Source organism: Streptomyces sp. NPDC087844, assembly GCF_044742785.1.
Classification (GTDB): Bacteria; Actinomycetota; Actinomycetes; order Streptomycetales; family Streptomycetaceae; genus Streptomyces.
Map to the genome: position 1 here is coordinate 1 of NZ_JBIUVD010000006.1, position 24,647 is coordinate 24,647.

The 24,647-nt window shown below is 70.6% G+C and carries 21 protein-coding genes; 9 read left to right on the top strand and 12 right to left on the bottom strand.

Features of this window, described 5'->3' with window-relative positions:
• Nucleotides 1-233 precede the first annotated feature (233 nt).
• Complete coding sequence (locus ACIOKD_RS13855; protein WP_402082601.1) at nt 234-773, top strand: hypothetical protein; 540 nt, start codon at nt 234-236, stop codon at nt 771-773.
• 135 nt (nt 774-908) lie between these two features.
• Nucleotides 909-1,391 (top strand): large conductance mechanosensitive channel protein MscL, encoded by a 483-nt coding sequence (gene mscL / locus ACIOKD_RS13860; protein ID WP_402082604.1) that lies wholly within the window; start codon nt 909-911, stop codon nt 1,389-1,391.
• A 79-nt stretch (nt 1,392-1,470) separates the two neighbouring features.
• Here the strand turns inward: mscL and ACIOKD_RS13865 are convergent, their stop codons facing one another.
• Entirely contained in the window at nt 1,471-1,653 is a 183-nt protein-coding gene (locus ACIOKD_RS13865; RefSeq protein ID WP_402082606.1) for a hypothetical protein, read from the bottom strand.
• 86 nt (nt 1,654-1,739) lie between these two features.
• Between ACIOKD_RS13865 and ACIOKD_RS13870 the strand changes: the two genes are divergently transcribed.
• A complete protein-coding gene (locus tag ACIOKD_RS13870) occupies nt 1,740-2,768 on the top strand; it encodes a P1 family peptidase (RefSeq protein WP_402082608.1) in 1,029 nt (342 codons plus the stop codon).
• 310 nt (nt 2,769-3,078) lie between these two features.
• The gene (locus tag ACIOKD_RS13875; RefSeq protein ID WP_402082611.1) at nt 3,079-3,825 is read left to right on the top strand and encodes a DUF6227 family protein; all 747 of its coding nucleotides are present in this window, start codon (nt 3,079-3,081) and stop codon (nt 3,823-3,825) included.
• Nucleotides 3,826-3,924: 99 nt separating this feature from the next.
• Here ACIOKD_RS13875 and ACIOKD_RS13880 read toward each other — a convergent pair whose 3' ends face one another.
• From ACIOKD_RS13880 to ACIOKD_RS13895, 4 genes are all read right to left on the bottom strand, one after another.
• Nucleotides 3,925-6,048, bottom strand: a complete 2,124-nt coding sequence (locus ACIOKD_RS13880) for a fructose-specific PTS transporter subunit EIIC (protein WP_402082613.1) — start codon at nt 6,046-6,048, stop codon at nt 3,925-3,927.
• A 178-nt stretch (nt 6,049-6,226) separates the two neighbouring features.
• Nucleotides 6,227-7,174 carry a 1-phosphofructokinase gene (gene pfkB, locus ACIOKD_RS13885; protein ID WP_402082616.1) on the bottom strand — a complete coding sequence of 316 codons (948 nt, stop codon included), beginning with the start codon at nt 7,172-7,174 and terminating at the stop codon, nt 6,227-6,229.
• Complete coding sequence (locus tag ACIOKD_RS13890) at nt 7,171-7,932, bottom strand: DeoR/GlpR family DNA-binding transcription regulator (protein ID WP_402082619.1); 762 nt, start codon at nt 7,930-7,932, stop codon at nt 7,171-7,173. Before ACIOKD_RS13890 ends, pfkB begins: the two co-directional genes overlap by 4 nt.
• A 147-nt stretch (nt 7,933-8,079) precedes the next feature.
• Nucleotides 8,080-9,660: an MFS transporter gene (locus ACIOKD_RS13895; protein ID WP_402082622.1), complete on the bottom strand. Its 1,581-nt coding sequence runs from the start codon at nt 9,658-9,660 to the stop codon at nt 8,080-8,082.
• Nucleotides 9,661-9,936: 276 nt separating this feature from the next.
• Between ACIOKD_RS13895 and ACIOKD_RS13900 the strand changes: the two genes are divergently transcribed.
• A complete protein-coding gene (locus ACIOKD_RS13900) occupies nt 9,937-10,902 on the top strand; it encodes a helix-turn-helix transcriptional regulator (protein WP_402082624.1) in 966 nt (321 codons plus the stop codon).
• 620 nt (nt 10,903-11,522) lie between these two features.
• Here the strand turns inward: ACIOKD_RS13900 and ACIOKD_RS13905 are convergent.
• Nucleotides 11,523-12,521 (bottom strand): RNA polymerase sigma factor RpoD/SigA, encoded by a 999-nt coding sequence (locus tag ACIOKD_RS13905; protein WP_402082626.1) that lies wholly within the window; start codon nt 12,519-12,521, stop codon nt 11,523-11,525.
• A 178-nt stretch (nt 12,522-12,699) separates the two neighbouring features.
• On the opposite strand from ACIOKD_RS13905, the gene ACIOKD_RS13910 reads away from it, so the two are divergent.
• Nucleotides 12,700-13,218: a GNAT family N-acetyltransferase gene (locus ACIOKD_RS13910; protein ID WP_402082628.1), complete on the top strand. Its 519-nt coding sequence runs from the start codon at nt 12,700-12,702 to the stop codon at nt 13,216-13,218.
• A gap of 52 nt (nt 13,219-13,270) precedes the next feature.
• On the opposite strand, the gene ACIOKD_RS13915 is transcribed toward ACIOKD_RS13910, so the two are convergent.
• Nucleotides 13,271-14,071 (bottom strand): dioxygenase, encoded by an 801-nt coding sequence (locus ACIOKD_RS13915; RefSeq protein ID WP_402082630.1) that lies wholly within the window; start codon nt 14,069-14,071, stop codon nt 13,271-13,273.
• A gap of 102 nt (nt 14,072-14,173) precedes the next feature.
• Here ACIOKD_RS13915 and ACIOKD_RS13920 point away from each other — a divergent pair, with 102 nt between their 5' ends.
• Nucleotides 14,174-14,677 carry a MarR family winged helix-turn-helix transcriptional regulator gene (locus tag ACIOKD_RS13920; RefSeq protein WP_402082632.1) on the top strand — a complete coding sequence of 168 codons (504 nt, stop codon included), beginning with the start codon at nt 14,174-14,176 and terminating at the stop codon, nt 14,675-14,677.
• A gap of 536 nt (nt 14,678-15,213) precedes the next feature.
• Here the strand turns inward: ACIOKD_RS13920 and ACIOKD_RS13925 are convergent.
• Complete coding sequence (locus ACIOKD_RS13925) at nt 15,214-16,752, bottom strand: MFS transporter (RefSeq protein WP_402082634.1); 1,539 nt, start codon at nt 16,750-16,752, stop codon at nt 15,214-15,216.
• A gap of 291 nt (nt 16,753-17,043) precedes the next feature.
• Nucleotides 17,044-17,688, bottom strand: coding sequence for a TetR/AcrR family transcriptional regulator (locus tag ACIOKD_RS13930; RefSeq protein WP_402082637.1), 645 nt, complete (start codon nt 17,686-17,688; stop codon nt 17,044-17,046).
• Between the two features lie 420 nt (nt 17,689-18,108).
• Here ACIOKD_RS13930 and ACIOKD_RS13935 point away from each other — a divergent pair, with 420 nt between their 5' ends.
• Nucleotides 18,109-19,401: a M6 family metalloprotease domain-containing protein gene (locus ACIOKD_RS13935; RefSeq protein ID WP_402082640.1), complete on the top strand. Its 1,293-nt coding sequence runs from the start codon at nt 18,109-18,111 to the stop codon at nt 19,399-19,401.
• Nucleotides 19,402-19,617: 216 nt separating this feature from the next.
• Nucleotides 19,618-21,303, top strand: a complete 1,686-nt coding sequence (locus ACIOKD_RS13940) for an IclR family transcriptional regulator C-terminal domain-containing protein (RefSeq protein WP_402082643.1) — start codon at nt 19,618-19,620, stop codon at nt 21,301-21,303.
• A 306-nt stretch (nt 21,304-21,609) separates the two neighbouring features.
• Here ACIOKD_RS13940 and ACIOKD_RS13945 read toward each other — a convergent pair whose 3' ends face one another.
• From ACIOKD_RS13945 to ACIOKD_RS13955, 3 genes are all read right to left on the bottom strand, one after another.
• Nucleotides 21,610-22,290, bottom strand: coding sequence for a ScbR family autoregulator-binding transcription factor (locus ACIOKD_RS13945; RefSeq protein ID WP_402082646.1), 681 nt, complete (start codon nt 22,288-22,290; stop codon nt 21,610-21,612).
• A gap of 70 nt (nt 22,291-22,360) precedes the next feature.
• Entirely contained in the window at nt 22,361-23,623 is a 1,263-nt protein-coding gene (locus ACIOKD_RS13950; protein WP_402082648.1) for a cytochrome P450, read from the bottom strand.
• A gap of 82 nt (nt 23,624-23,705) precedes the next feature.
• Nucleotides 23,706-24,554, bottom strand: a complete 849-nt coding sequence (locus tag ACIOKD_RS13955; protein ID WP_402082651.1) for a ScbR family autoregulator-binding transcription factor — start codon at nt 24,552-24,554, stop codon at nt 23,706-23,708.
• Between the last annotated feature and the right edge of the window lie 93 nt (nt 24,555-24,647).

Genomic DNA, 24,647 nt, shown 5'->3' on the forward strand with positions numbered 1-24,647 from the left:
CTACGTTTCTGAGGGCGCCGCTTCCTGGAGGAGCCCTACGCGGCGGACTTTCGACGTACCGGCACGGCCCGCTCCCTGGTCTCGTCGCCGGGTGCCGGTTGAGTCGCCCTCGCGTCGGAATCTCCCCTTCGGGTGGTGGGGTTTTCCACAAGTGGGGGGCTGTCCACGGGCGTCGGCGGGAATCTTGGTGAGGCTGCAGTCTGGGGTTCGAAAGCGATCTCCGACCGCAGGCGGTGGTACTCGTGTCGCAGTTGTCCTCCTTCCCGCGTCCGTTGGGCACGGACGTTCCCGGCACGTGCCAGGTGCCGCACTTCGCTCCTGTGCGGGTGGGGGGCGGGCGGTATCAGTTGCGTCGGCTGGTCCGGTGCCGGAGACGGGCTCTGGCGGCGGGGCTGGCCGTGACCGCGGCGGCCCTTGTCGCGGTCGGGCCGAGGGATGTGGCGGTACGGGGCGCGGGGCCGCCCCGGCCGGTGGTCGACTCCGTGCGGGAGCGGCGGCCGGTCGAGATGGTGACGGCGCCCGTGCGGATCGCCGACGGTGCCACCGTGCGGCTGCTCAGGCCTGGTGATCGGGTGGACGTGGTCGCGGCCGAGCAGTCGGCGGCGGGGGACGCACGGGTGGTGGCCCGTGGGGTGCGGGTGGCCGAGGTCCCGGAGCCCCTGGACAGCGTGTCCGAGGGTGGGGCGCTGATCGTTCTGTCCGTACCCAGGAGGACTGCCGCACGGTTGGCCGGGGCAGGCGTGACCTCACGGCTGGCGGTGACCTTGTGCTGATGACGGTCAAGCGGGTCGCTGTGCGGCTGTCAAGTCGCTCGTTGGGGTTGTGGAATTGGACAGGGCCGCCGCAGCCTGACGTAGGTTGCGGAGCTGTTCATTCCACCATCTGTGCAACCGAGAAGGGTCCCCCTGGTGAGCGAGAAGAAGAAGGACCCGGGCATCTGGGACGGCTTCAAGGCCTTTCTGATGCGCGGGAACGTCGTCGACCTGGCTGTCGCGGTGGTCATCGGCGCTGCCTTCACCAACATCGTCAACTCCTTGGTGAAAGGCGTGATCAACCCCCTGGTCGGCGCCTTCGGCACCAAGGACCTCGACAAGTACAGCTCTTGCCTGAAGGACCCCTGCACTTTCGACGAGGCGACGGGGACCGCGACCAGCGGCATTCCCATCATGTGGGGCACCGTCCTCAGCGCGACGCTGACCTTCTTGATCACCGCTGCCGTCGTCTACTTCCTGATGGTGCTGCCGATGTCCAAGTACCTCGCCCGGCAGGCGGCCCGCCAGAAGGCCAGGGAGAACACGCAAGAGGTGATCGAGGTCACCGAACTGGCGGTCCTGAAGGAGATTCGCGACGCACTGGTGGCCCAGCGCGGCTCCGGACACGGCGAGCGATAGGGGCGCGCTTCCGGGCGGTGACCGACGCTGTCCGGCCCGGTCGCGGGGTGGCCGGCGACCGGCCGGGGCGCGAGCGGGGTCAGATGTGGTGGGGCGGCTTCTCGTCCAGGAAGCGGGCCAGGTCAGCGGCGCCGTCGCCGGTCGGCCTCTCGCCCCAACCGCGGTCCGTGTCGTCCGCGGACGGCCGGCTCAGCGGGTCGTCGAAGACCAGCGCGACCTTCGGCTCACGCGGTTTTGGGGTGGGCGCTCCAGCTTCGCTCATACCTTCAGGGTACGCGCAGGCGAGCGTGGCGCCGGGCGTCCGCCGAGGTCTCCTCTCCGGGCGGGGCCGGGGTCGACACTGGAGTCATGACTGTTGACGCTCTGACCGATGTGACCGGGCTGCGGGTGGGGCATGCCACGCGGATCGGCGATGGCTGGCTCACCGGAACGACGGTCGTCCTGGCCCCGGAGGGTGGCGCGGTCGCCGCCGTGGACGTGCGCGGCGGCGGGCCCGGTACCAAGGAGACCGACGCGCTCGACCCGCGCAATGTGGTGCGCAAGGTCGAGGCGATCGTGCTGACCGGCGGCAGCGCGTTCGGGCTGGACTCGGCGACGGGCGTGATGGCCTGGCTGGAGGAGCGGGGGCGCGGGGTGCGGGTCGGCCCCGATTCGCACCATGTCGTACCGGTCGTGCCGGCGGCCTGCGTCTTCGACCTGGGCCGGGGTGGCGACTTCCGTGCCCGGCCGGACGCGGCGACGGGCCGCGAGGCGGTGGAGGCCGCGGCGGCGAGCGGGCAGGGCGCGCCCGTACGGGAGGGATGTGTGGGCGCCGGGACCGGGGCGGCCGTCGGAATGATGAAGGGCGGGGTCGGCACGGCGAGTGCCGTCCTCGAATCGGGGGTCACGGTGGCGGCGCTCGTCGTGGCCAACGCGGCGGGGTCGGTGCTGGAGCCGCGGAAGGGGGCGCTGTACGGGGAGTTGGTCCAGGGGCAGTTGAGCTGTCCCGCCGCGGAGATTCACCGGGCGGCGCGGGTGCGGCTGGCCGAGGCCGCGGCGAAGAACTCGGTTCCCCCGCTCAACACCACGCTCGCGGTGGTCGCCACCGACGCCGACCTGTCGAAGGCACAGGCACAGAAGGTGGCGGGCACGGCACACGACGGCATCGCGCGAGCTGTCCGGCCGGTACATCTGCTGAACGACGGGGACACGGTGTTCGCCCTGGCCACGGGCGCGCGCCCACTCGCCGCCGAGGACCCCCTCGCGCTGAACGACATCCTCGCCGCGGGCGCGGACCTGGTGACACGCGCGATCGTGAGGGCCGTACGGGCCGCCGAGTCGGTGGAGGGCCCGGGCGGAGTGTGGCTGTCACATGGGGAGTTGTACGGGAGGGGGTAGGGCGGGTGGGAGGGGGCAGGGTGGGGAGGGAGGGCGGGGGCCCTCTGTTTTCGGCATCGGGCGCTTGGACAGTTCCGGCCCCCGTCCCGACGCGCCCCTGGGACATGGCATGGAGTGCGTGGAGTGCATGGATCGCCGGGAGTGCCCTCTGACCTACGGGTTTTGTGGTTTTTCGCAGCCCTCGCAGGAACTTCTCCCGCGGTCACGGCGTTTTCTGTGTGTACGTTTTCTCGGTTCGCGGACATGATGTCCGACCGAGGGGCTACGGTATGCACCCACAAGGTGACATGCAGCAACGCCGGGAGAAGCCTTGAGCGTTCCGTACGAGACGGCAGCGTACGAGCCACCCGAGTCGCCCGAGTCTCCGGAGGAGCATCTCGCGCGACTCCTCGGTCGCGCCCTGAACTCCTTCGAGCTGCCTGACGACACGATAGGGCGGCTCGACCGAGCGCTGGCTCACGACAGTTCACTGCACTCCGCGCACCACAGCGCGGGGCTGCACCGCGAAACGTATCGTCATACGTGGCTGCTGGCCGATGGGAGCGCGCTCACGCTCTGGGAGCTGGTCCACAACACCGCGCCGGGCCGCGACACCCAGCACGAGGTCTACGAGGACGAGGAAGAGCTGCGCACCGCGACCGCGCGCCTGCCGCTGCCCGTGGACACTCCCGATTTCGAACTGCCCCTCCTGGTGCGGTTGTCGGTCATTCCGGAACCGCTGCACGCCTATGTGCTGGACGACTCGGCGGACCACGGCCGGCGGTTGCTGCGTCGCGCCGAGAACGCTGACCGGCCGGGCGAGGACATGGCCGAGCTGCTGCGCAGGGCGTTCGCGCACCAGATCACCCAGGCCTTCGGGCGGCCGTGCCGGGCCGGCCGGAGAGGGCTGTGCTTCTCGCTCTACGAGCACGCGTTCCTGCTGCGGGACGGCCGCGAGCTGTCCCTGTGGGAGGTCGAGCACACGGCGACGCCCGACGGACGGCACATGTGTGAGGTGTACGCGTCGGAGGAGGACGCCCGGGAGGCCATGGAGCGCCGGGCCACCAACCTGCGCTGACGGAGAGCTGAGAGAGCCGGCGCAGATACGTACAGGCGCGGCCGTGGCCCGGGAGTTCTTCCCGGGCCACGGCCGTGTGCTGGTCCTGCGGCTGCGCGCCTACGCTGCCACCGGCTCCTTCGGCTGCGGCGCCTCCGAGGCCTCGGCGGACTTCTTCGTGCTGCCGTCGGGAGCCTGCTTGCGCATGCCCTTCAGGACGATGACCAGGCCGGCCGTGACGGCCGTGCCGGCGGCGATGGCCAGCAGGTAGAGGAACGGACTGCCGATCAGGAAGGTGACCCAGACGCCGCCGTGCGGGGCGCGCAGGGTCGAGCCGAACGACATGGTCAGGGCGCCGGTGACCGCGCCGCCCGCCATCGAGGCCGGGATGACCCGCAGCGGGTCGGCGGCCGCGAACGGGATGGCGCCCTCGGAGATGAAGGACGCGCCCAGGACCCAGGCGGCCTTGCCGTTCTCCTGCTCGGTGGGGGTGAAGAGCTTCTTGCGGATAGTGGTCGCCAGCGCCATACCGAGCGGCGGGACCATACCCGCGGCCATCACGGCCGCCATGATCTTCATCGCGGAGTCGCTGGGATCCTGCACGGCGATCCCGGCTGTGGCGAAGGCGTATGCGACCTTGTTGACCGGGCCGCCCAGGTCGAAGCACATCATCAGGCCGAGCAGGACGCCGAGCAGCACCGCGTTCGTGCCGGAGAGTCCCCCGAGCCAGTCCGTCATGGCCTTCTGGGCCTCGGCGATGGGCTTGCCGATCACGATCAGCATCAGGAAGCCGACGACCATCGACGAGATGAGCGGGATCACGACCACCGGCATGATGCCGCGCAGCACCGGCGGGATCCTGACCCGCTGGATGGCGAGGACCACCGCACCGGCCAGCAGGCCGGCGATCAGGCCGCCGAGGAAACCGGCGTTGATGTTGACCGAGATCATGCCGCCGACGAAGCCGGGCACGAGGCCGGGCCGGTCGGCCATCCCGTAGGCGATGTAGCCGGCGAGGACGGGGATCAGGAAGCCGAAGGCGACGCCGCCGATCTGGAACAGCAGTGCGCCCCAGCTGTCGATCTGGCCCCAGTCGAAGACCTCGGTGACCGGCTTGGCCTCGTTGATCTGGTAGCCGCCGATCGCGAATCCGAGCGCGATCAGCAGACCGCCCGCGGCCACGAAGGGGACCATGTAACTCACGCCGGTCATCAGCCACTTGCGGAGTTTGGTGCCGTAGCCGTCGCCGGGGTCGCCCGCCCGGTCCACCGGGGTGCCGCCGGGCCGGGCGGCCGAGGTGGATTCGCCGCGCTCGGCCCTGCCGCGCACATCGGCGATCAGCTCGGCGGGCTTGTTGATGCCCGCCTTCACCCCGACGTCCACGGTCGGCTTGCCGGCGAACCGGTCCTTCTCCCGTACGGGCACGTCGTGCGCGAAGATCACGCCGTCCGCCGCGGCGATGACGGCGGGGTCGAGCCGGGTGAAGCCGGCCGATCCCTGCGTTTCGACGACGATCTCGACGTCACCGGCCTCACGGCCCGCTTTCTCCAGCGACTCGGCCGCCATGTAGGTGTGTGCGATGCCGGTGGGGCAGGAGGTGACGGCGACGATCCGGAACGGCTGCCGACCAGGCCGACCGCCTTCCCCGGCGTCGGCCACGGGACCCGCGTCGGCCACGGGATCGGCGTCGGCCTCGGGCCCGTCGACGGCTGCGGATCCGGCGGTTGCGGGGGCTGCGGGGCCGGCGGGAGCTGCGGGTTCGGCGACTGCCGACGGGGCGGGCTTGGCGCCCGCCTCGGCGGTTTCGTCCCCGCGGATGAGGGCCGCCGCGGACGCCGCGTCGTCCACCGACCGCAGCGCGGACGTGAACTCGGCGTTCATCAACTGGCGGGCCAGCGACGACAGGATCGTGAGGTGGGCGTCGTCCGCACCGGCCGGAGCGGCGATCAGGAAGATCAGGTCGGCGGGGCCGTCCGGCGCGCCGAAGTCGACCCCGGCCGCGCTGCGCCCGAAGGCCAGGGTCGGCTCGGTGACGTGCTCGCTGCGGCAGTGCGGAATGCCGATGCCGCCGTCGAGACCGGTCGGCATCTGGGCCTCGCGGGCGGCGACGTCGGCGAGGAATCCGTCCAGGTCGGTCACCCGCCCCAGAGACACCATGCGCTCGGCGAGGGCGCGCGCCGCCGCTTCCTTCGTATCGGCGGACAGGTCGAGATCGACCAGGTCCGCGGTGATCATCTCGCTCATCGCGGGCTCCTTCGCTCGCGTATCGCCCGGGGAGAGTTGTGGGCGAGGGTGGGGACGGGGACGGGGGTTGCTTCAGTTGCCCCAGTTGTCACAGTTGTCACAGTTGCTACTGCGGCCACTGCGGCCATTGCTGCGTGGGGTGCGTGGGTTACGTGGGTTACGTGGACTGTGTGGGTGCTCATGACGCCGGCTCCGTCAGTACGCGGTCGACCGGGATCTCCGCGGTGACCGTCACCGCGCCCGGGTCGAGGTTCGCCGGGCTCGGCATCACGCTGCCCGGCAGTTGGACGGCCGCCGCTCCGTGCGCCACGGCGGAGGCGAGCGCGTCGGGCCCACTGCCGCCGGCGATGAGGAACCCGGCGAGGGAGGAGTCGCCCGCGCCCACATTGCTGCGTACGACGTCGACGCGGGCGCTCGCGAACCACGTACCGTCCTCGCCGACGAGCAGTTGCCCGTCGGCGCCGAGGGAGGCGAGCACGGCCCGCGCGCCCAGCTCCCGCAGTTCTTCGGCGGCCTTGACCGCGTCGCCCACCGTGGTGAGCGGGCGGCCGACCGCCTCGGCGAGCTCTTCGACGTTCGGCTTGACGACGTCGGGCCGTTCGCGGAGGGCCGCGAGCAGCGCGGGCCCCGAGGTGTCCAGCGCGATGCGGGCGCCCGCCCGGTGGGCGCGGGCGACCAGTTCCGCGTACCAGGAGGGTGCGAGGCCGCGGGGCAGGCTGCCGCAGCAGGCGATCCAGTCGGCGTCGCGGGACTGCTCACGCACCGTTTCCAGGAGCGACTCCTCCTCTGCGGAGGTGAGTTCGGGCCCGGGTGCGTTGATCTTCGTGAGGACGCCGTCCGCCTCGGCGAGCGCGATGTTCGAGCGGGTCGCCCCGGCGACCGGGACCGGCGCGACCTCGATGCCCTGCGCGTCGAGCAGGTCGGCGACGAGCGCTCCGGGGGCGCCGCCCAGCGGCAGGACCGCGACGGTGCGCCGGCCGGCCGCGGCGACGGCCCGCGAGACGTTGACGCCCTTGCCGCCCGGGTCCACGCGCTCTCCGGTGGCCCGGATGACCTCACCGCGGTCGAGCGAAGGGACCTCGTACGTACGGTCGAGGGACGGGTTCGGGGTGACGGTGAGGATCATGCTCGCACTACTTCCGTGCCGCCGCGCTCCATGGCGGTGGCGTCTTCGGGGCTCAGTCCGGTGTCGGTGATCAGCAGGTCCACGTCATCGAGGCCGCCGAAGCGCGCGAAGTGTTCCTGGCCGAGCTTGGCCGAGTCGGCGAGCAGCACCACGCGGCGGGCCGCGGCGATGGCGGCGCGCTTCACGGCGGCTTCGGCGAGGTCGGGGGTGGTCAGGCCGTGTTCGGCGGAGAAGCCGTTCGCGGCGAGGAAGACCACGTCCGCGCGGATCTCCCCGTACGCCCGCAGCGCCCAGGCGTCGACCGCCGCGCGTGTACGGTGCCGGACTCGGCCGCCGATGAGGTGGAGCTGGACGCCGGGGTGGTCGGCGAGGCGGGCGGCGATGGGGAGGCTGTGCGTCACGACGGTGAGCGAAGCCTCCAGCGGGAGGGCGCCGGCGAGGCGGGCGACGGTCGTGCCCGCGTCGAGGATCATCGTGCCCTCTTCGGGCAGTTCGGCGAGGGCCGCCTTGGCGATGCGGTCCTTCTCGTCCGCGGCGGTGGTCTCGCGCTCGGCGAGGTCGGGCTCGAAGTCGAGCCGCCCGGCGGGTATGGCGCCACCGTGCACCCGGCGCAGGAGTCCCGACCGGTCGAGGGCCTTCAGGTCCCGCCGGATGGTCTCGGCCGTGACTTGGAACTCCTCGGCCAGCGACACCACGTCCACGCGTCCACCGTCACGTGCGAGCCGGAGGATCTCCTGCTGCCGCTCAGGTGCGTACATGCCCGTTCGCCTCCACTCTGTGCCCGAACCTGTGGTTTCACTCGGAGGCTACGCCCGAGTTTCGGGAAAGTAAACAGGTTCGGGCGTGGATGTGGGCATGAACGGGCATGAACGGGCATCGTTACTCGGTCGCCAGGATCGGAGTTGTCAGCCGACGAGTTCGGGCTGCTGGTCGTCGGCGGGTGTGGACGCGGTCGCCGGTGCGGGCGCGGTTTCCGTCGCCTCCGCTCCCTCCACGTGCTGGGCGGGGCGCTTCGGAAGGGCGAACATCAGGAGGAAGATCGCCGTCATCACCACGACGACCCAGACCAGCGCGTGCTGGAAGGCGTCGACGAACGCGGGGCCGACCTCCGGCGGAGCCAGGTGGTCGGACATCGTGCCGAAGAAGACGACGGAGACCAGGGCGAGGCCGAGGGCGTTGCCCATCTGCTGGACCGTGTTGATCAGTCCGGACGCCGAACCGGCGTGCTCGCGCGGCACCTCGGAGAGGACCGCGTCCGTCAGCGGGGCGACGATCAGACCCATACCGAGGCCCATCACGATCAGCGGGAGGGCCATCTGCCAGGAGGCGATGGACAGGCCGTACCGCTCGGACTCCCAGATGTAGAGCAGAACACCGGCGGCCATGGTGAGCGCGCCCGTCTGGAGCACCTTCCGGCCGAACCGCGGTACCAGCTTCTGCACCGAGAGACCGGCCGCGAGCGACACCGCGATCGAGAACGGTACGCCCGTCAGGCCGGCCCGCAGCGGGCTCCAGCCGAGGCCGGTCTGCATGTAGAGCGTCCAGATCAGGAAGAAGATGCCCAGGCCGATCCCGAAGACGGTCTGGACGGCGATGCCCGCCGCGAAGCTCTTCACCTTGAACAGGGAGAGTTCGACGAGCGGCGAACCGTCGCGCGCCGTCTTGCGCTTCTCGTACGCCACCAGCGCCCCGAAGACGACGAGGGAGCCGCCCATCGACACGTACCCCCAGGTCGGCCAGTCCAGCTCGCGGCCGCGGATCAGCGGGTAGAGCAGCATCAGCAGACCGAGGGTGACCAGGGCGACGCCGACGAGGTCGAGCTTCAGGGCGCGCGGGGCCTTGGACTCGGTGATGAACTTCCGGCCGAGGATCAGGCCCGCTATGCCCACCGGCAGATTGATGAGGAAGATCGGCCGCCATTCCAGGCCGAACAGGTTCCACTCCGTGAGCAGCGCGCCGAAGAGGGGGCCGGAGACCGCGCCCAGGCCCACGATCGCGCCGAACAGGCCGAAGACCTTGCCGCGTTCATGTGCGGGGAACGTGGCGTGCACGATCGACAGGACCTGCGGCACCATCAGCGCGGCCATCGCGCCCTGGAGGATCCGGGAGGCGACGAGCATGTCCGGGTTCACGGCGAAGCCGCAGAGCGCGGACGCGAGGGTGAAGCCGCCGATGCCGATGAGGAAGAGGCGCTTGCGGCCGTGGATGTCGCCCAGGCGTCCGCCGGTGATCAGGCCCGCGGCGAAGGCGAGCGCGTAGCCGGCTGTGATCCATTGGATCTGGCTGAACGTCGCGCCCGCCTCCCGCTGGATCGAGGGGATCGCGATGTTGACGATCGTCACGTCGACCAGGTCCATGAAGGCGGCCGTCATGACGATGGCCAGGGCGTACCAGCGGCGGCGGTCCGCTGTGGCCGGCGTCGGCGTCGGCGTCGGCGGGGTGGCCTTCGGGCCGGGGGGTGCGGGGGTGCTGCTCGGCGAGGTCATGTGGTGAAGGTAGGAGGGATGTAGGTCAGGTCGTGTCCTACTTGTGGGGCATGCTCGGGGTTGTCGGTGGGGGGCGGATGCGTCTGGACGGTGCGGGTGCGTGGTGGCTGGTCGCGCCCGCGCGTCGGAGCCGCATACCGACACAGCCCAGCGCCTCCGAAGGCGAAAGACAGAAGACTGCGCCGTTCCCCGCGCCCCTGGGAGCTGCGCCCCCGAAGACCAGAAAGACTGCGCCGTTCGCCGCGCCCCTGAACGGTTCGACTAGAGGGAGACCCCATGAGTACGGACACTCCGGCGAGGCTGTTGCAGTTGTTGTCGCTTCTTCAGACTCCTCGGGAGTGGCCCGGTGGTGAGCTTTCGGAGCGGCTCGGGGTGTCCCGGCGGACCGTGCGGCGGGATGTCGACCGGCTGCGGGAGCTGGGCTATCCGGTGCAGGCGACCAAGGGTGCGGACGGCGGCTACCGGCTGGTCGCCGGGAAGGCCATGCCTCCGCTGGTTCTCGACGACGAGGAGGCGGTGGCGATCGCGGTGGGCCTGCGGGCCGGGGCGGGGCACGCTGTCGAGGGCGTCGACGAGGCCTCGGTCCGGGCGCTGGCCAAGCTCGAACAGGTCCTGCCGAGCCGTCTGCGCCACCGCGTCTCGACCCTGCAGGCCGCCACCACTCCCCTGACGACGGGCGACGGCGCCAGCATCGCGCCCGAGACGCTGACCACCATGGCTTCGACGATCGCTGGGCGGGAGCAGCTGCGGTTCGCGTACCGCGCGGGGGACGGGGCGGAGAGCCGGCGCCGGACGGAGCCGTACCGGCTCGTGTCGACCGGCCGCCGCTGGTATCTCGTCGCGTACGACCTCGGCCGCGAGGACTGGCGTACGTTCCGGGTCGACCGGGTGTCCGAGCCCTTCGCGACCGGAGCCCGTTTCGCGGAGCGCGAGCTGCCCACGGGGGACGCGGCCGAGTATCTGCGGCAGTCGATGTACCGGCGGCAGGAGACGTACGAGGTCGACGTGACGTTCATGGCGCCGGCGGACTTCATCACGGCGCGGCTGCCCGCGTGGCTGGGGGCGCCCGAGCCGATCGACGACCAGCGGTGCCGGTTGCGTGCCTCGACGGGGGACGCGGTGGAGTGGATGGCCGTGCGGCTCGCGATGGTGGACTGCGAGTTCACCGTGCACGCGCCGACGGAACTCGTGTCCTGCGTACGGGACTTGGGGGGACGGCTCAGCCGGGCTGTCACGGACTAGAGGGTTGCGCGGGCGGCAGGGCTGCCCGTCCTGGCGAACGGTGCGTCCGTCGGCACGGGTTCTCCTCCGTGACACAATGTGCCGCCTGGGTCACCCCGGGGTTCAGGTTCGGGGTGGCCCAGTTCTCATGCGCCCCGTTCTCATGCGCCCCGTTCTCATGCGCCCCGTTCTCATGCGACTGGCCGCGTGACCCTGGCCGCATGACCCGACGAATGGAGCCGAGCCCCGGCGCCAGGGGGGGGAGGCGCCGGAGCTCGGCTCTGGAAGAGTCCCGGCACCGGGGGGAGTGCGTCGGGACTCGGCTTTGGGGGTCCTGGAGTTTGTGCCCCGGGACCGATGGGTTGAAGCGGCTGTAAACGGACTTCTGTACGACCCGGTGAGCGGCTCTGACCAGCCATGCCGTGCGGCATGGCCGACACAGATCTGCTCGTCCGGCCCGCGGTAGGCTCGCATGCCCCCGAAACAGGGACCCAATCCCCTCGACGGGGACCAGTTTTTCTCGTCCCGAACCTGGCCCCGAACCTGGCCCCGGACCTGGCCCCGGACCGGGCCTCGACCGGGGCGCCGCCGAAGTTCGGAGGCGGCCTTTCCCGCCGGTCGGGCTCAGCCGCCGGAGGGGCCTACGCCGCGGCGTCGAATCCCGTGGAACGGGCCAGCTTCTTCAGTTCCATCAGCGCGTGCTTCTCGATCTGGCGGATGCGCTCACGGGTGAGGCCGTGCTCCTTGCCGACCTCGGTCAGCGTGCGCTCGCGGCCGTCGACGATTCCGTACCGCATCTTGATGATGGAGGCGGTGCGCTGGTCGAGGCGGCCTATGAGGTCGTCCAGCTCCTCGCTGCGCAGCAGCGTCATCACGGACTGCTCGGGCGACACGGCCGAGGTGTCCTCCAGCAGGTCTCCGAACTGGGTGTCGCCCTCGTCGTCCACCGCCATGTTCAGCGAGACCGGGTCGCGGGCCCAGTCCAGGACGTCGATGACGCGCTCCGGCTTGGAGTCCAGCTCCGCCGCGATCTCCGCGGGCTCGGGGTCACGGCCGTGCTCGCGGTTGAACTCGCGCTGCACGCGACGGATCCTGCCCAGCTCCTCCACCAGGTGGACGGGGAGCCGGATGGTGCGCGACTGGTCTGCGATGGACCGGGTGATGGCCTGACGGATCCACCAGGTCGCGTACGTCGAGAACTTGAAGCCCTTGCGGTAGTCGAACTTCTCGACCGCGCGCACCAGGCCGGCGTTCCCCTCCTGGATCAGGTCCAGCAGCGGGAGGCCGCTGCGGGGGTAGCGGCGCGCTACCGCGACGACCAGGCGGAGGTTCGACTTGATGAAGACTTCCTTGGCCCGCTCGGCGTCGGCGACCAGCGCTTCGAGCTCCTCGCGGGAGGCCTTCACCTTCGTCTCGGTGGTCTCACCGTCGAGAAGCTGCCGCGCGAAGACGCCTGCCTCGATGGTCTGTGACAGGTCGACCTCCTTGGCGGCGTCGAGCAGCGGTGTGCGCGCTATCTCGTCGAGATACATGCCGACCAGGTCGCGGTCGGCGATCTCGCCGCCTACGACGCGAACACTGCGTGCCGCGTCGGTCTCGCCGGAGGCGGACTTACGACGGGCGACGGCACGGGTTGCCATGCGTGCTCCCTTGCGATGGTGGGCTTGCGGGTCCTAGTGGTGGCTTCGGTGGCTCGGACACTCTCCCGAGTGCCCTGCTTCCGATGGAAACAACGACTGGAATCCGGACAGAATTCCCAACCCGGTCCTCGATTTTTCTGATCTTGCAGTACCCTGTGCCGCCATCAAGGGAGGCGCGGTGCCGTCGGAACGTGCGGAGGTCCAGGTCAGACCCGGAGTCCAAACCGATCTGGGCGCCCTCACGGACATCTACAACCACTACGTCCGTGAGACGCCGATCACCTTCGACACGGCGGTCTTCACCCAGGAGGAGCGACGCCCTTGGCTGCTCTCTCACCCTGAAGACGGCCCGCATCGGCTGATGGTTGCCGTGGACGCGGACTCACAGCGGATTCTGGGGTACGCCACATCGAGCGGGTTCCGGCCGAAGCCCGCGTACGGAACGTCCGTGGAGGTGACGGTCTACCTCGCGCCCGGCGCGGGCGGCCGAGGCATCGGCACACTCCTCTACAAGGCTCTGTTCGAGGCGCTCGCGGGCGAGGACCTCCACCGGGCGTACGCGGGGATCGCGCAGCCCAACGAGGCGTCCACGCGACTGCACGAGCGGTTCGGCTTCCGGCACGTCGGTACGTACCGGGAAGTGGGCCGGAAGTTCGGGCGGTACTGGGATGTGGCGCGGTACGAGAAGGATCTCTGAGACTCGGCCCCCGCCACGGTCAGGCGGTGCTTCCGGGGTCAGGCGGCGCTCGTCAGCCGAACTGCACCGAGCGCTTGGCCAGGCCCAGCCAGAAGCCGTCGATCACGGACCGCTGGGACGCCAGGTCGCCGGAGGCGTCCGCCGCCCCCATCGTCACGAACAGCGGGGCGAAGTGCTCCGTGCGCGGGTGGGCCAGCTGCCCGGCCGGGGACTTGTGGAGGAAGTCGAGGAGGCCGTCCACGTCCACGGAGTCGAGCGCCTGCCGGCCCCAGGCGTCGAACTCGGCCGACCAGCCGGGGATACCGCCCTGGCGCAGAGCGGCGAGGTTGTGGGTGAAGAAGCCGGAGCCGACGATGAGGACGCCCTCGTCGCGCAGGGGGGCCAGTTTTCGGCCTGTCTCCATGAGGCGGACGGGGTCCAGCGTGGGCATGGAGATCTGCAGGACCGGGATGTCGGCCTCGGGGAACATCTCCACGAGCGGGACGTACGCGCCGTGGTCCAGGCCTCGGTCCTGGATGTCCTGGACCGGTGTGCCGGGGGCGCGCAGCAGCTTGCGGACGGACTCGGCAAGGGCGGGGGCGCCCGGGGCGTCGTACCGCACCTTGTAGTAGTGCTCGGGGAAGCCCCAGAAGTCGTACACCAACGGGACGGGCGTCGTGGCGCCGAGGGCCAGCGGGGCCTCCTCCCAGTGCGCCGAGACCATCAGGATCGCCTTGGGGCGCGGGAGGTCGGCGGACCAGGCGGCGAGCTGGCCGGGCCAGATGGGGTCGTCGGCCAGGGGCGGGGCGCCGTGCGAGAGGTAGAGGGCGGGCATGCGCTCCACGGCGGGGTGTTCCTCGGTGGCTGCGGACATGGCTGCGGCTCCCTCTCCTACTGCTTGAACTATCAAGCTTTACCAGGCGTAGCCTACCCGGTACTTGTTTAAGATTCAAGAAGAAGCTCGTACAGTAGGTGCATGAACACGGCATCCGCTGACGGGCCACGCTGGCTCAGCGACGAGGAACAACGCACCTGGCGTGCGTTCATGCACGCGACCACGCTTCTTGAGGACCATCTCGACCGCCAGTTACAGCGTGACGCGGGCATGCCGCACATCTACTACGGCCTGCTGGTGCAGTTGGTCGAGGCGCCGCGGCGGCGTCTGCGGATGACCGAGCTGGCGATGAAGGCGAAGATCACGCGGTCTCGGCTGTCGCATGCGGTCGCTCGGCTGGAGAAGAGCGGGTGGGTGCGGCGGGAGGACTGTCCGTCCGACAAGCGGGGGCAGTTCGCTGTCCTGACGGACGAGGGGTACGCCGTTCTTGAGCGGGTTGCTCCCGGGCATGTGGCCGCGGTCCGGCAGGCGCTGTTCGACCGGCTCACACCTGAGCAGCAGAAGGCGCTCGGGGAGGCGATGCTGCTCATCGCGGAGGGGCTTCAGCCGGAGGGGGCGGGGGCGGATCTGCCCTGGCTGCGGTAGGCGAGCCGGTGGGGTTGGCTCGGCCCGTTTTTAGGGGTGCGGGTGCGTTGTGGGGTGCGGGTGCGTTGTGGCTGAGCGCGCCGTTCCCCGCGCCCCTCACAAACGACAGGCCGATGCCCAGTGCGGGCGCGTTGCGGCTGGCCGCGCAGTTCCCCGCGCCCCTCAAACTGCAGGCCGATTCCCGGTGCGGGCGCGTGAGGGTTGAGCGCGCAGTTCCCCGCGCCCCTTAGGGGTGGGCTTGCGGCGCGTAGGTCTGCGGCGGCCGGGCGGGCCTCTTAAGGGGCGCGGGGAACTGCGCGGCCCCGCCGGTCCCCGGGGCCGTGACAACCGGCCGGACCCCATGAGGGGCGCGGGGAACTGTGCGGGCAAACCCCACCGCCCCACCGCGGAGCGCAACGCATGGATCTGCCCCGGCTCCATCACTCTCGGAGCCGGGGCAGATCGGGGTTCGTGCGTACGAAGGCGTCCCCACCCCTGCGTACGCACGAGGTCAGTGGGTGACCCAGTCGGTTCCGGGCCCGCTCACCGCGGAGCGGCTAGTGGGCGATGACCGGCACCTTCAGGTCGTCGTCGGCTCCGTCGACGGACTTGGAGGCCTCGTTCATGTCGACACTGCCCGCGTTGACGAGGGTGAAGACGATCACCGCTGCCGCCACGAGGATGCCGACCGCGAACCAGATCGCGCTGGTGTACCCGTGCACCTGCGCCTGCAGCTGCACGAGCTGCTGCTGGGACTGCGAGGTCGCACCCCCGATGTGGTCCTTGACGTACGCGGTCGTGGCCGACGCGGCGATCGTGTTCAGCAGAGCCGTACCGATCGCGCCACCCACCTGCTGCGAGGTGTTGACCATCGCGGAGGCGACACCGGAGTCACGCGGCTCGACACCGAGCGTGGCCAGGGACATGGCCGGCATGAACGCCGTACCCATACCGAGGCCGAGCAGCAGCATCGCCGGCAGGAGCAGCGCCGCGTACGAGGAGCCGATCTCCATCCGGGTCAGGAGCAGCATGCCGAGCGCCGCGACCAGGAAGCCGGGACCCATCAGCAGCCGCGCCGGAACGCGGTTCATCAGCCGGGCGCCGATCTGCGTGGAGCCCGTGATCATGCCCGCGATCATCGGCAGGAAGGCGAAGCCGGTCTTGACCGGCGTGTAGCCCTTCACGATCTGCAGGTAGTACGTCAGGAAGAGGAACAGACCGAACATCGCGATGATCGCGAGGCCGAGCGAGAGGTAGATACCGCCACGGTTGCGCTCGGTGATGACGCGCAGGGGCAGCAGCGGGGCCTTGACCTTGGACTCGACGACGACGAAGGCGGCCAGGAGCAGCACCGACGCGACGAACAGACCGATCGTGGTGGAGTCGCTCCAGCCCTCGGACTCGGCACGCGTGAAGCCGTAGACCAGGGAGACCAGACCGAGGGTGGAGAGGACCACACCCGGGATGTCGAGCGGCGAGCGGTTGCGGCTGCCGACCGGCTCACGGATGACGAAGTACGCACCGGCCGCGGCGACGATCGCGAACGGGATGTTGACGAAGAAGGTCCAGCGCCAGTTCAGGTACTCGGTGAGGAAACCGCCGAGGATGAGGCCGACGGCGCCACCGCCACCGGCGATCGCCCCGTAGATGCCGAACGCCTTGGCGCGTTCCTTGGAGTCGGTGAACATCACCGCGAGCAGCGACAGCGCGGCGGGTGCGAGCAGCGCGCCGAAGGCACCCTGCAGGGCGCGGGAGCCGAGCAGCATCGCCTCGTTGGTCGCGGCGCCACCCAGGGCGGACGCGCCGGCGAAGCCGATCAGACCGGCGACGAAGGTGCGCTTGCGGCCCCACAGGTCGGCTATGCGGCCACCGAACAGGAGGAGTCCGCCGAAGGCGAGGGCGTAGGCCGTGATGACCCACTGCCGGTTGCCGTCGGAGATCCCCAGGTCCTGCTGGGCCGAGGGAAGGGCGATGTTCACGATGGTCGCGTCGAGCACGACCATCAGCTGGGCGAGCGCGATGAAGACCAGCGCTTTCCAGCGGTTGGAATCGGGAGCCGGCGCCTTGGCGGCGTTGGCCTGGACTGTTTCAGACATGGGAGTACCCACTTCAGGACTTCGTGGCGAAAAAAGCGTGACGGAAGGGACGGCTCGTCACCGGTGACGTCTTCGCCGACTTCGTTGTCGACGCCCTCCTCGACGTCCTTGTCGATGACGACCGGTGGTTTGTGGTGTAAGTCGTGCGGGGTGTGAGTGGTGCGGTGTACGTCGTGCGGTGTGAGTGGTGCGGTGTGAGGAGTGACTCGCGAAGTACGCGGATCTGATCGGTCGGCCGACCGGTCGGTGAGCCGGTCAGTCTGTCGATCGGTCAGTCGGGCGCTCGATCGGTCAGGCCCGTCGCAGGTCCTCCATGGTCGCGGCCGCACCGGGCAGTTCGGAGCGGGCGGGTGCCCGTAGCCCGTCCAGGAACAGCTGCAGGTGGCGGTGTACGAAGCGGTCCATGTTCGGGCACGCGGTACCGGGCAGTGGCCGGGTGAGCTGAGTGATGGCAATCATGAGGTCCCCGACGGCGACGTCAGGACGGAGCTGGCCCGCGGTCCGGGCCCGCCCCATGAGTGTCTCGATCAGCTCCTCGACCCGCTCGCGCGAGGCGACCAGGTCCGGGTGGTTCGCGTCGAAGGCTTCCGAGAGCATCGGGCACAGGGCGCCGATCCGCTCGTCGGCCGAAGCGTGCACGAACCGTGCGAGTGCCTCGAAGGCGTCACCGGTCTCGGCGAGCATCTGCTCGACCTGTTCCGAGACGCGGTCCATGACCGAGCAGACGACCTCGCGCTGGAGAGCCGCCCGGTCCGGGAAGTTGCGGTACAGCGTGGCGTTGCCGATACCCGCCCGGCGGGCGATCTCGTCGAGCGGCACCTCGGCACCGAACTCGACGAACATCTCTCGTCCGGCGGCGACGATCCGCTCCCGGTTGCGCAGAGCATCGGCCCGCGGGCGGGGCACCTTGCGCTGGGCGACGGTTGCGGTCTCCACGGCGTACTCCTTCGCGTTCTCTCAGTGGTTCGTGGCCGGTGGTTCGTGGCCAGTGGTTTGTGGCCAGTGGTTTGTGGCTCTTGCTTGCTTCTACTTCTGCTTCTGCTTGCTTCCACTTGCGCTTGCTCGGTCTCGCTGGTTCCTGCCGTCCGGCGATCCGGGGACCCTCTCCCCGTTTCACGCGGACACATGGCTAAACGGGGAGAGGGTCCCCGGTTATTTCCCGATCCCGAAGAGATTCACTGTGACCTGAGTCACATGTTTCTCCTGAGGAGTTTGCGGCCCTCCGAGGGGCTCTGTGTCTCCGCCCGCCTCCCACGATCGGTCTCCTCCAGCGCGCGCCCCCGCATCCGGCGGCACAGGGTGATCGGACAGGGTGCAGCCAGAAACGGCCGGGCTGCCTGGAGCGAAGGGCTTCGCATGCAGCCGACCAGCCGCCGGATACGCCCGCGCCGCCGCACCGCAGCCCTCGTCTCGGTCACCGCCCTCACCCTGGCGGTCAGCACCTCCGCCGGGTCCGGACATCTGACGGCCGGTTCGACCTCGGCGGCGGGCCCCGTGGCACCGGCGGCCGGGACCTCCCCGCTCGGTCCCTGCATGATCAGCGGCTCGACGGGTGTGCAGATGTCGGAGGGCATCCCCACCCCCGCGGGCTACGCGCGCTCCACCGGCACCGTCCGGGCCCTGAACCTGATGGTCGACTTCTCCGACGCGCCCGGACAGGGCAAGGCGCTCGACCGCTTCGGCGAGTTCTTCCCGCAGACCACCGACTGGTTCCGCACCAGCTCGTACGGCCGTCTCGACTACCGTCCGCAGGCTCCGATAGGCGACTGGCTGCGGATGCCCAAGCCCTTCAAGGAGTACGGGATAGAACGCGGCGCCCCCTTCGACCCGGGCTACCGCGAGCTGGTCCAGGACATCGTGAGCACCGCCGACCCGAAGGTGAACTTCCAGGACTACGACCTGCTGAACGTCCTGATCACCCCGAACGCCGGCCCCTCCGCCCTGGACACGGTCCTGTCCGTCACCTTCGCGGGCAACACCGAGGCGCCGGTCGCGGACGGGGTGCCCGTCGCCAACGCGTCCTTCGTCTACAGCCGCCAGGACGACGGGTCCGGTACGTACGCCGAGACCGGATACCGCGTGCTCCCCCACGAGAACGGCCATGTCTTCGGACTGCCCGACCTCTACACCCAGGACGGCGGCGGCGCGGTCGGGCACTGGGACATCATGAGCGAGGACTGGGGGGCCGACAACGACCTGCTGGGCTGGCACAAGTGGAAGCTCGGCTGGCTCGACGACTCCCAGGTCGGCTGCGCGGCCTCGCCCGGCACGACCGAGCATGTGCTGACCCCGCTGACCGAGCCGGGCGACGGCGGCAAACTGGTCTTCGTCCCGGTCGATGCGAAGACGGGGTACGCGGTCGAGCTGCGCACCCAGGCGGGCAACGACGAGTCGGTGTGCAAGACGGGCGTACTGATCTACAAGGTGAACGCGGACGTCGACACCGGCCACGGCCCGATCTCGGTGGTCGACTCCACGAAGGACAGCGGCGGCTGCACCCGCAGCCCGAACGTCCACGCCGAACTCTCCGACGCCCCCTTCTCCCCCGGCCAGTACTTCAAGGACCTGGCATCGGGCATCCGCATCACGGTCGCGGGCACAGACCCCAAGGGCAACCACCGCGTGTACGTGACCCGCGGCTCCCACTAGGGACGCAACCCGCAGGGGACATAACCTTCAGGGGCGCAACCCTCAGGGGCGCAACCCTCAGGGGCGCGGGGAACGGCGCGATCTTTTGCCTTCAGGGGCGCAGCCCCAGGGGCGCGGGGAACGGCGCGATCAGCCCCCACCGGCCCGCAGCTCGCGTACACCCACCCCACCCCGCTCCCATTCATTACCGTGGTCGGGACACCGTAATGGGGAGCCATGCCACCGACCCACCTCACCCCGCCCGAGCCCGACGCCGTCGAACCCGCCGAGGCAGTCGAACCCGTAGAGGCAGTAGCCCCGCTGATGCGCGGCATCACCGTGCTGCACCGCCTCACCGAGGCAGGCGGCACACAGAGCCTCAGCGGCCTGGAGAAGACCACCGGACTCGCCAGATCCACGGTGGACCGCATCGCGGCGACCCTCGCCCGGATGGGATACCTGCGCCTGGACGGCCGCGACGCCGTACTCACCCCACGGCTGATGGAGCTGGGCAACGCCTACCTCGCCGCGCTCCAGTTCCCCCGGCTGCTGGACACCCGGGCCGACGCCCTCGCGGACGAGCTGGACGAGTCGGTCTCCCTCGCGGTCGCCGACCGGGACGGCATCCGCTTCATCCACCAGGCCACGCGCCGGCGCGCGATGTCCCTGAGTTTCCGTATCGGCGACCTCCTGCCGACCGAACGGACCGCGCCGGGGCCGCTGTTCGCCACCGAATGGACCCTGGAGGACTGGGCACGGTGGCGGGACAGACGGGCGGCGGACCCGCAGGACCTGGGCTTCCCGGCGGTGCCTCCACGCGAACGCCCCGCCCGGGACACGGAGTTCGAGGAGCGGACACGCCAGGCAGGCACCCGGGGCTGGGCCCTCGACGACCAGCTGATCGAACCGGGCCTGGTCGCCGTCTCGGTGCCCGTACGGGACCGGAGCGGCCACCTCGCCTGCGTGGTGAGCGTGGTGAGCCACACCAGCCGGCACGGCGCGGAGTCCCTGCCGAAGACCATGCTGCCCCGGCTGCGGGCGACCGTACGCGCCATGGAACGGGATCTGCGCGAGGCACCCGCCCGGCCGCCCACCGCTCCGGCCGGGCTCGCCATCTGGACCGGGGCCTCGAAACAGGAACTGGGCCGGGAGTTCGTCGAGTCGCTGGCCCGCGGGCTGACCGTGATCACGGCGTTCGGCGAAGGGCGGGCCGAGCTGACGCTCACCGAGGTGGCGCAGGCGACGGGCCTCGCGCGGGCGACGGCACGGCGTGCGCTGATCACGTTGGAACACCTGGGGCATGTCACGGCCCACGGCCGGCACTTCACGCTGACGCCCCGCGTCCTGTCGATCGGCTTCCCACCCCTCTCCCGTACGACCCTGTCGCAGATCGCGGCTCCACACCTTGCCGATCTCGCGGGCCGGCTGCACGACTCGGCGTCCCTCGCGGTCCTGGCCGGCGACGAGATCCAGTACACGGCCCGCGTCGCCACCAGCCGCATCATGAGCGTCAACATCACGGTCGGCACACGGCTGCCGGCGTACGCGACCTCGCTGGGGCGGGTGATGATGGCGGACCTCTCCCCGGCCGGGCGGGGCCGGTTCCTGACCGGCCCTCTGGACGCGCTGACCCCGCACACGGTCACGGACCCGGCAGCTCTCGCGGCCACCCTGGACCGCGTACGGGAGGCCGGATACGCCGTGGTGGACGGCGAGTTGGAGGAGGGGTTGCGGTCGATCGCGGCTCCGGTCCGGGACCGTACGGGGGCCGTCGTGGCCGCCGTGAACGTGGCCATGCACAGCTCTCGACGGACGGTCGAGCGGTGTGTGGCCGAGGTGCTTCCGGAGCTGTCGGCGACGGCTGGGCTGATCGAAGCGGATCTGCGGGTCGCGGGGCGGTTCAACCGCGTACCTGTCGCCTAGCCGGCGGGGCGGGAGAAACGGGTCTGTGGGGCTGTGCGGGCCGGCGGGGGCCGGCCGCGCAGTTCCCCGCACCCCTGAGAACCCCAGAAAAAACCCCGGGCCGGGAATCAAGTGCGGGTACACGGGGGCTGATCGCGCCGTTCCCCGCGCCCCTGAAAACCCCGGAAAAACCCCGGCCCGGGAGTCGGGTGCAGGTACGCGGGGACCAGCCGCGCCGTTCCCCGCGCCCCTGGGGAGGCGGGCCGTGGCCTTGTCTTTCGGTTTTGGGGGCGCGGGGAACTGCGCAGTCTTTGGCGGGGGCCGGGATTACGCGCTCTGGCGCGATGCGGCCCGGTACAGCGGCGGCGCCGCATCCTCCCGGCGGCGCCCCGAAGCGACCAGTTCCTTCAGGGTCGTCTCCGTCGCCAGGCGCGGCAGCAGCAGCGCCCAGAAGCGGGTCAGCATGGACTGGGAGAGCCACTGCGCGTTGCGGCTGCCCAGCGCCCCGAAGCCGACCGTGGCCGCGACCACCGCGTGAGCGGCGTCCTGCGGTGCCACGTCCCGCGCCAGCGCGCCCTCCCTGGCCGCCTGGACCAGCAGACTCTCGACCCACGCCTGCCAGCGCCGCCGCAGATCCGCACCGGGCACCGGCAGGGGACTCTCGCTCAGGTCGAACCCTGCCCGCAGGATCACATCGTGCCGCAACCCCCGCAGCAGGGCGTGCGTCGTGTCGACCAGCACCTGCAAGGGGCCCCCGCTCCCGGCGGCCTGCCCCCGCGCCGCACCCTCGTGGGTGATCTGGCGCAGCCGCTGCGCCGCCGCCTCCCACACCGCCGCGGTCAGCGCCGCCTTGCTGGCGAAGTGGAAGTGCAACGCGCCGTTGCTGACACCGGCCCGGGTACTGATCGTGGACAAGGAGACGACGTCGAAGCCGTCCTTGCTGAAGAGTTCCGCCGCCGACTCGATCAACGCGTTGCGCGTACGCACCGCTCGCTCCTGCTGGGCCATCAGAACGCTCCGTTGCTGCGAGGGCATGCCGGAAAGGCAAAGACACGATAACAAACCGCACGTGCGGTTTCTATAGTGCCCGCATGGCTGGCGACAGCAGCACCGGCAGTGAGCCGTAGCCGTTGACGATGAAGGACTCCACGGGCTTGATCCCGTCCACCGGCACCGCCGGGGACAGTTGGGGAAAGCGCTCGAACAGCGCGGCCACCGCGACACCCGCCTCGATCCGCGCGAGCGGGGCACCCGGACACCGGTGCACCCCGTACCCGAAGGCCAGGTCGTCACGCCGGCCCGGCCGCAGCACATCGAAGACGGCGACATCGTCCCCGTACGCCTCGGGATCGCCGGACGCCGCGGCGAAGGAGACGAGGATGGGGTCCCCCTGACGAATCACCACCGCGTCCGATCCGGCCCCGTCCTCCTCCAGCGTGATGTCGTCGACCGCGAACCGCATCGGCGAGTACGCCGCCGGACTGTGCATCCGCAGCGTCTCGTCCACCACGTCCGCCCAGGTCGCCCGTCCCGCGCGTACGTGGGCCAGTTGGCCGGGGTGTACGAGCAGCGCTCCGACGGCGTTGGTGATGAGGGTGCAGGTCGTCTCCTGGCCTGCGGCGATCATGAGGTAGAGGGTGCCGAGGAGTTCCTGCTCGCTGAGGCCGCCGTCCTGGTCGCGGGCCTCGATCAGCGCGGACGTCAGGTCGCCGCCGGGACGGTCCCGCTTCTCGGCGACGAGCTGCGCCAGCATGCCGAAGACCTCGACCTGCGCGGCGGCCATCTCCACGGCCGGCACCGCCGTGCCGAACACCAACTCCAGCGCGGTGCACAGGGGTTCACGCGCCTCCTCCGCCACCCCGAACAGCTCGCAGATCACCCGCATCGGCAGCAGCTTGGCGAACTCGGTCCGCAGGTCGATCCGTTCACCGGCCGGGTGGGCGGCCAGCTCGTCCAGCAGCCCGGCCGTGAGTTCCTCGATCCGCGGCCGTAGGGCCTCGCTGCGGCGTGCGGTGAACGCGCCCGCGACCAGCCGCCGCAGCCGGGCGTGGTGCTCTCCGTAGGCGAACAGCATGTTCTCGTTGGCGACCCACGGATACAGCGGCCACTCGGCGTCTATCCGCCCGTCGACGAAGGCGGGCCAGTGCTGCCTGGCGTCCTTGGACACCCTCGGGTCGAGGAGGAGCCGCTTGACGTACTTCTGCCGTACGACCGCCCAGGCGGCCACCTTGCCCGGCAGTTCCACCGCGGCCACCGGCCCTCGCGAGCGCAGTTTCCCGGCCTCCGAGGCGAGGTCGCGTCCCGTCACGTCCAACGCGTACGGGCAAGCGGGCATGTCCATCCGTGCACTCCGTTCGGTAGGTCGTTCCCACGCCCCGCCGACATGGGGCGGCGTCTTACCTGGGCGCCCCGGCCGGGGCGCCTCACTGGACTGCGGTCACGGCCTCCGCCGCCGGAACGGTCCGCGACGCCTTCCCGGTCCCCTCCGCCGTCCCCTCCGCCGTCTCCCCCACGGCCGCCCCCACGGCCTCCTTCTCGGGGGCGCCTCCGGGGGCGCTCTCGGGGGTGAGGCCGCCCCCGGCTTGCGCCTCACCCTCGGCCTCGACCTCGGCCTCGCGCAGCCGCATGGCGTCCGAATGGACGCGGGCCGCCCGCTCCGGCGAGAAGTCCAGCCGTACGAGGATGCCGGGCACCGCGATCGACGGCATCAGGTGCCGGTAGAGGTCGGCCACCCGCTCCGCCAGGTCCGCGCGCCCCGTCATGATCCGGGACAGCACCTGAACGCCGGTGAAGGCGCCGACGAACAGCTTGGCCAGCGCGTCCACATCGGCGTGCGGCAGCACCTCGCCCCTGACCTTGGCCTCCCGGAAGAGGGCGTGGGTGTGTTCCTGCCAGGCCTGCATGGGCACCCGGCGGTTGAGACGGTCCTTGGGAGAGCCCTGGTCCACGGTCAGCCGCACGCTGCCCTGGACGATCGGGTCACCGGTGTCCTGCTTGAGCAGATACGCGAGCAGCAGCGCCTCGTCCAGGGACTGCTGCAGCTTCAGCTCCTGTTCGGGCACGCGCGGCAGGGAGTCGACCTGTCCCGCGAGGACCGCCTGGGCCAGCTCCTCCTTGGAGGTGAAGTGGAAGTAGAGGGCGCCTTTGGTCATGCCGGACTTCTTGAGGACGTCCGAGATGGTCGCCGCCTCGTATCCGACCTCGTCGAACACCTGGGCCGCCGCGACGAGAAGCGCGCGTCGCGTCCGAATGGCTCGCTCTTGCCGCGCCACGGGGAACCTCCGTACCATCCCGCTCACCGGGAAAAGAGACCAAGAGGTCTGTACCGTATGCCAACGACCTCGCGGCCCAGAATAAAACCAGCC

Bases quoted from the DNA above. Each gene is read 5' to 3' on its own strand.
- ACIOKD_RS13900 (WP_402082624.1), top strand. From the start codon at position 9,937: ATGAGTACGGACACTCCGGCGAGGCTGTTGCAGTTGTTGTCGCTTCTT.
- ACIOKD_RS13950 (WP_402082648.1), bottom strand. From the start codon at position 23,623: ATGGACATGCCCGCTTGCCCGTACGCGTTGGACGTGACGGGACGCGAC.
- ACIOKD_RS13915 (WP_402082630.1), bottom strand. From the start codon at position 14,071: ATGTCCGCAGCCACCGAGGAACACCCCGCCGTGGAGCGCATGCCCGCC.
- ACIOKD_RS13945 (WP_402082646.1), bottom strand. From the start codon at position 22,290: ATGGCCCAGCAGGAGCGAGCGGTGCGTACGCGCAACGCGTTGATCGAG.
- ACIOKD_RS13880 (WP_402082613.1), bottom strand. From the start codon at position 6,048: ATGAGCGAGATGATCACCGCGGACCTGGTCGATCTCGACCTGTCCGCC.
- pfkB (WP_402082616.1), bottom strand. From the start codon at position 7,174: ATGATCCTCACCGTCACCCCGAACCCGTCCCTCGACCGTACGTACGAG.
- ACIOKD_RS13940 (WP_402082643.1), top strand. From the start codon at position 19,618: ATGCCACCGACCCACCTCACCCCGCCCGAGCCCGACGCCGTCGAACCC.
- ACIOKD_RS13865 (WP_402082606.1), bottom strand. From the start codon at position 1,653: ATGAGCGAAGCTGGAGCGCCCACCCCAAAACCGCGTGAGCCGAAGGTC.
- ACIOKD_RS13905 (WP_402082626.1), bottom strand. From the start codon at position 12,521: ATGGCAACCCGTGCCGTCGCCCGTCGTAAGTCCGCCTCCGGCGAGACC.
- ACIOKD_RS13895 (WP_402082622.1), bottom strand. From the start codon at position 9,660: ATGACCTCGCCGAGCAGCACCCCCGCACCCCCCGGCCCGAAGGCCACC.
- ACIOKD_RS13935 (WP_402082640.1), top strand. From the start codon at position 18,109: ATGCAGCCGACCAGCCGCCGGATACGCCCGCGCCGCCGCACCGCAGCC.
- ACIOKD_RS13925 (WP_402082634.1), bottom strand. From the start codon at position 16,752: ATGTCTGAAACAGTCCAGGCCAACGCCGCCAAGGCGCCGGCTCCCGAT.
- ACIOKD_RS13920 (WP_402082632.1), top strand. From the start codon at position 14,174: ATGAACACGGCATCCGCTGACGGGCCACGCTGGCTCAGCGACGAGGAA.
- ACIOKD_RS13890 (WP_402082619.1), bottom strand. From the start codon at position 7,932: ATGTACGCACCTGAGCGGCAGCAGGAGATCCTCCGGCTCGCACGTGAC.
- ACIOKD_RS13870 (WP_402082608.1), top strand. From the start codon at position 1,740: ATGACTGTTGACGCTCTGACCGATGTGACCGGGCTGCGGGTGGGGCAT.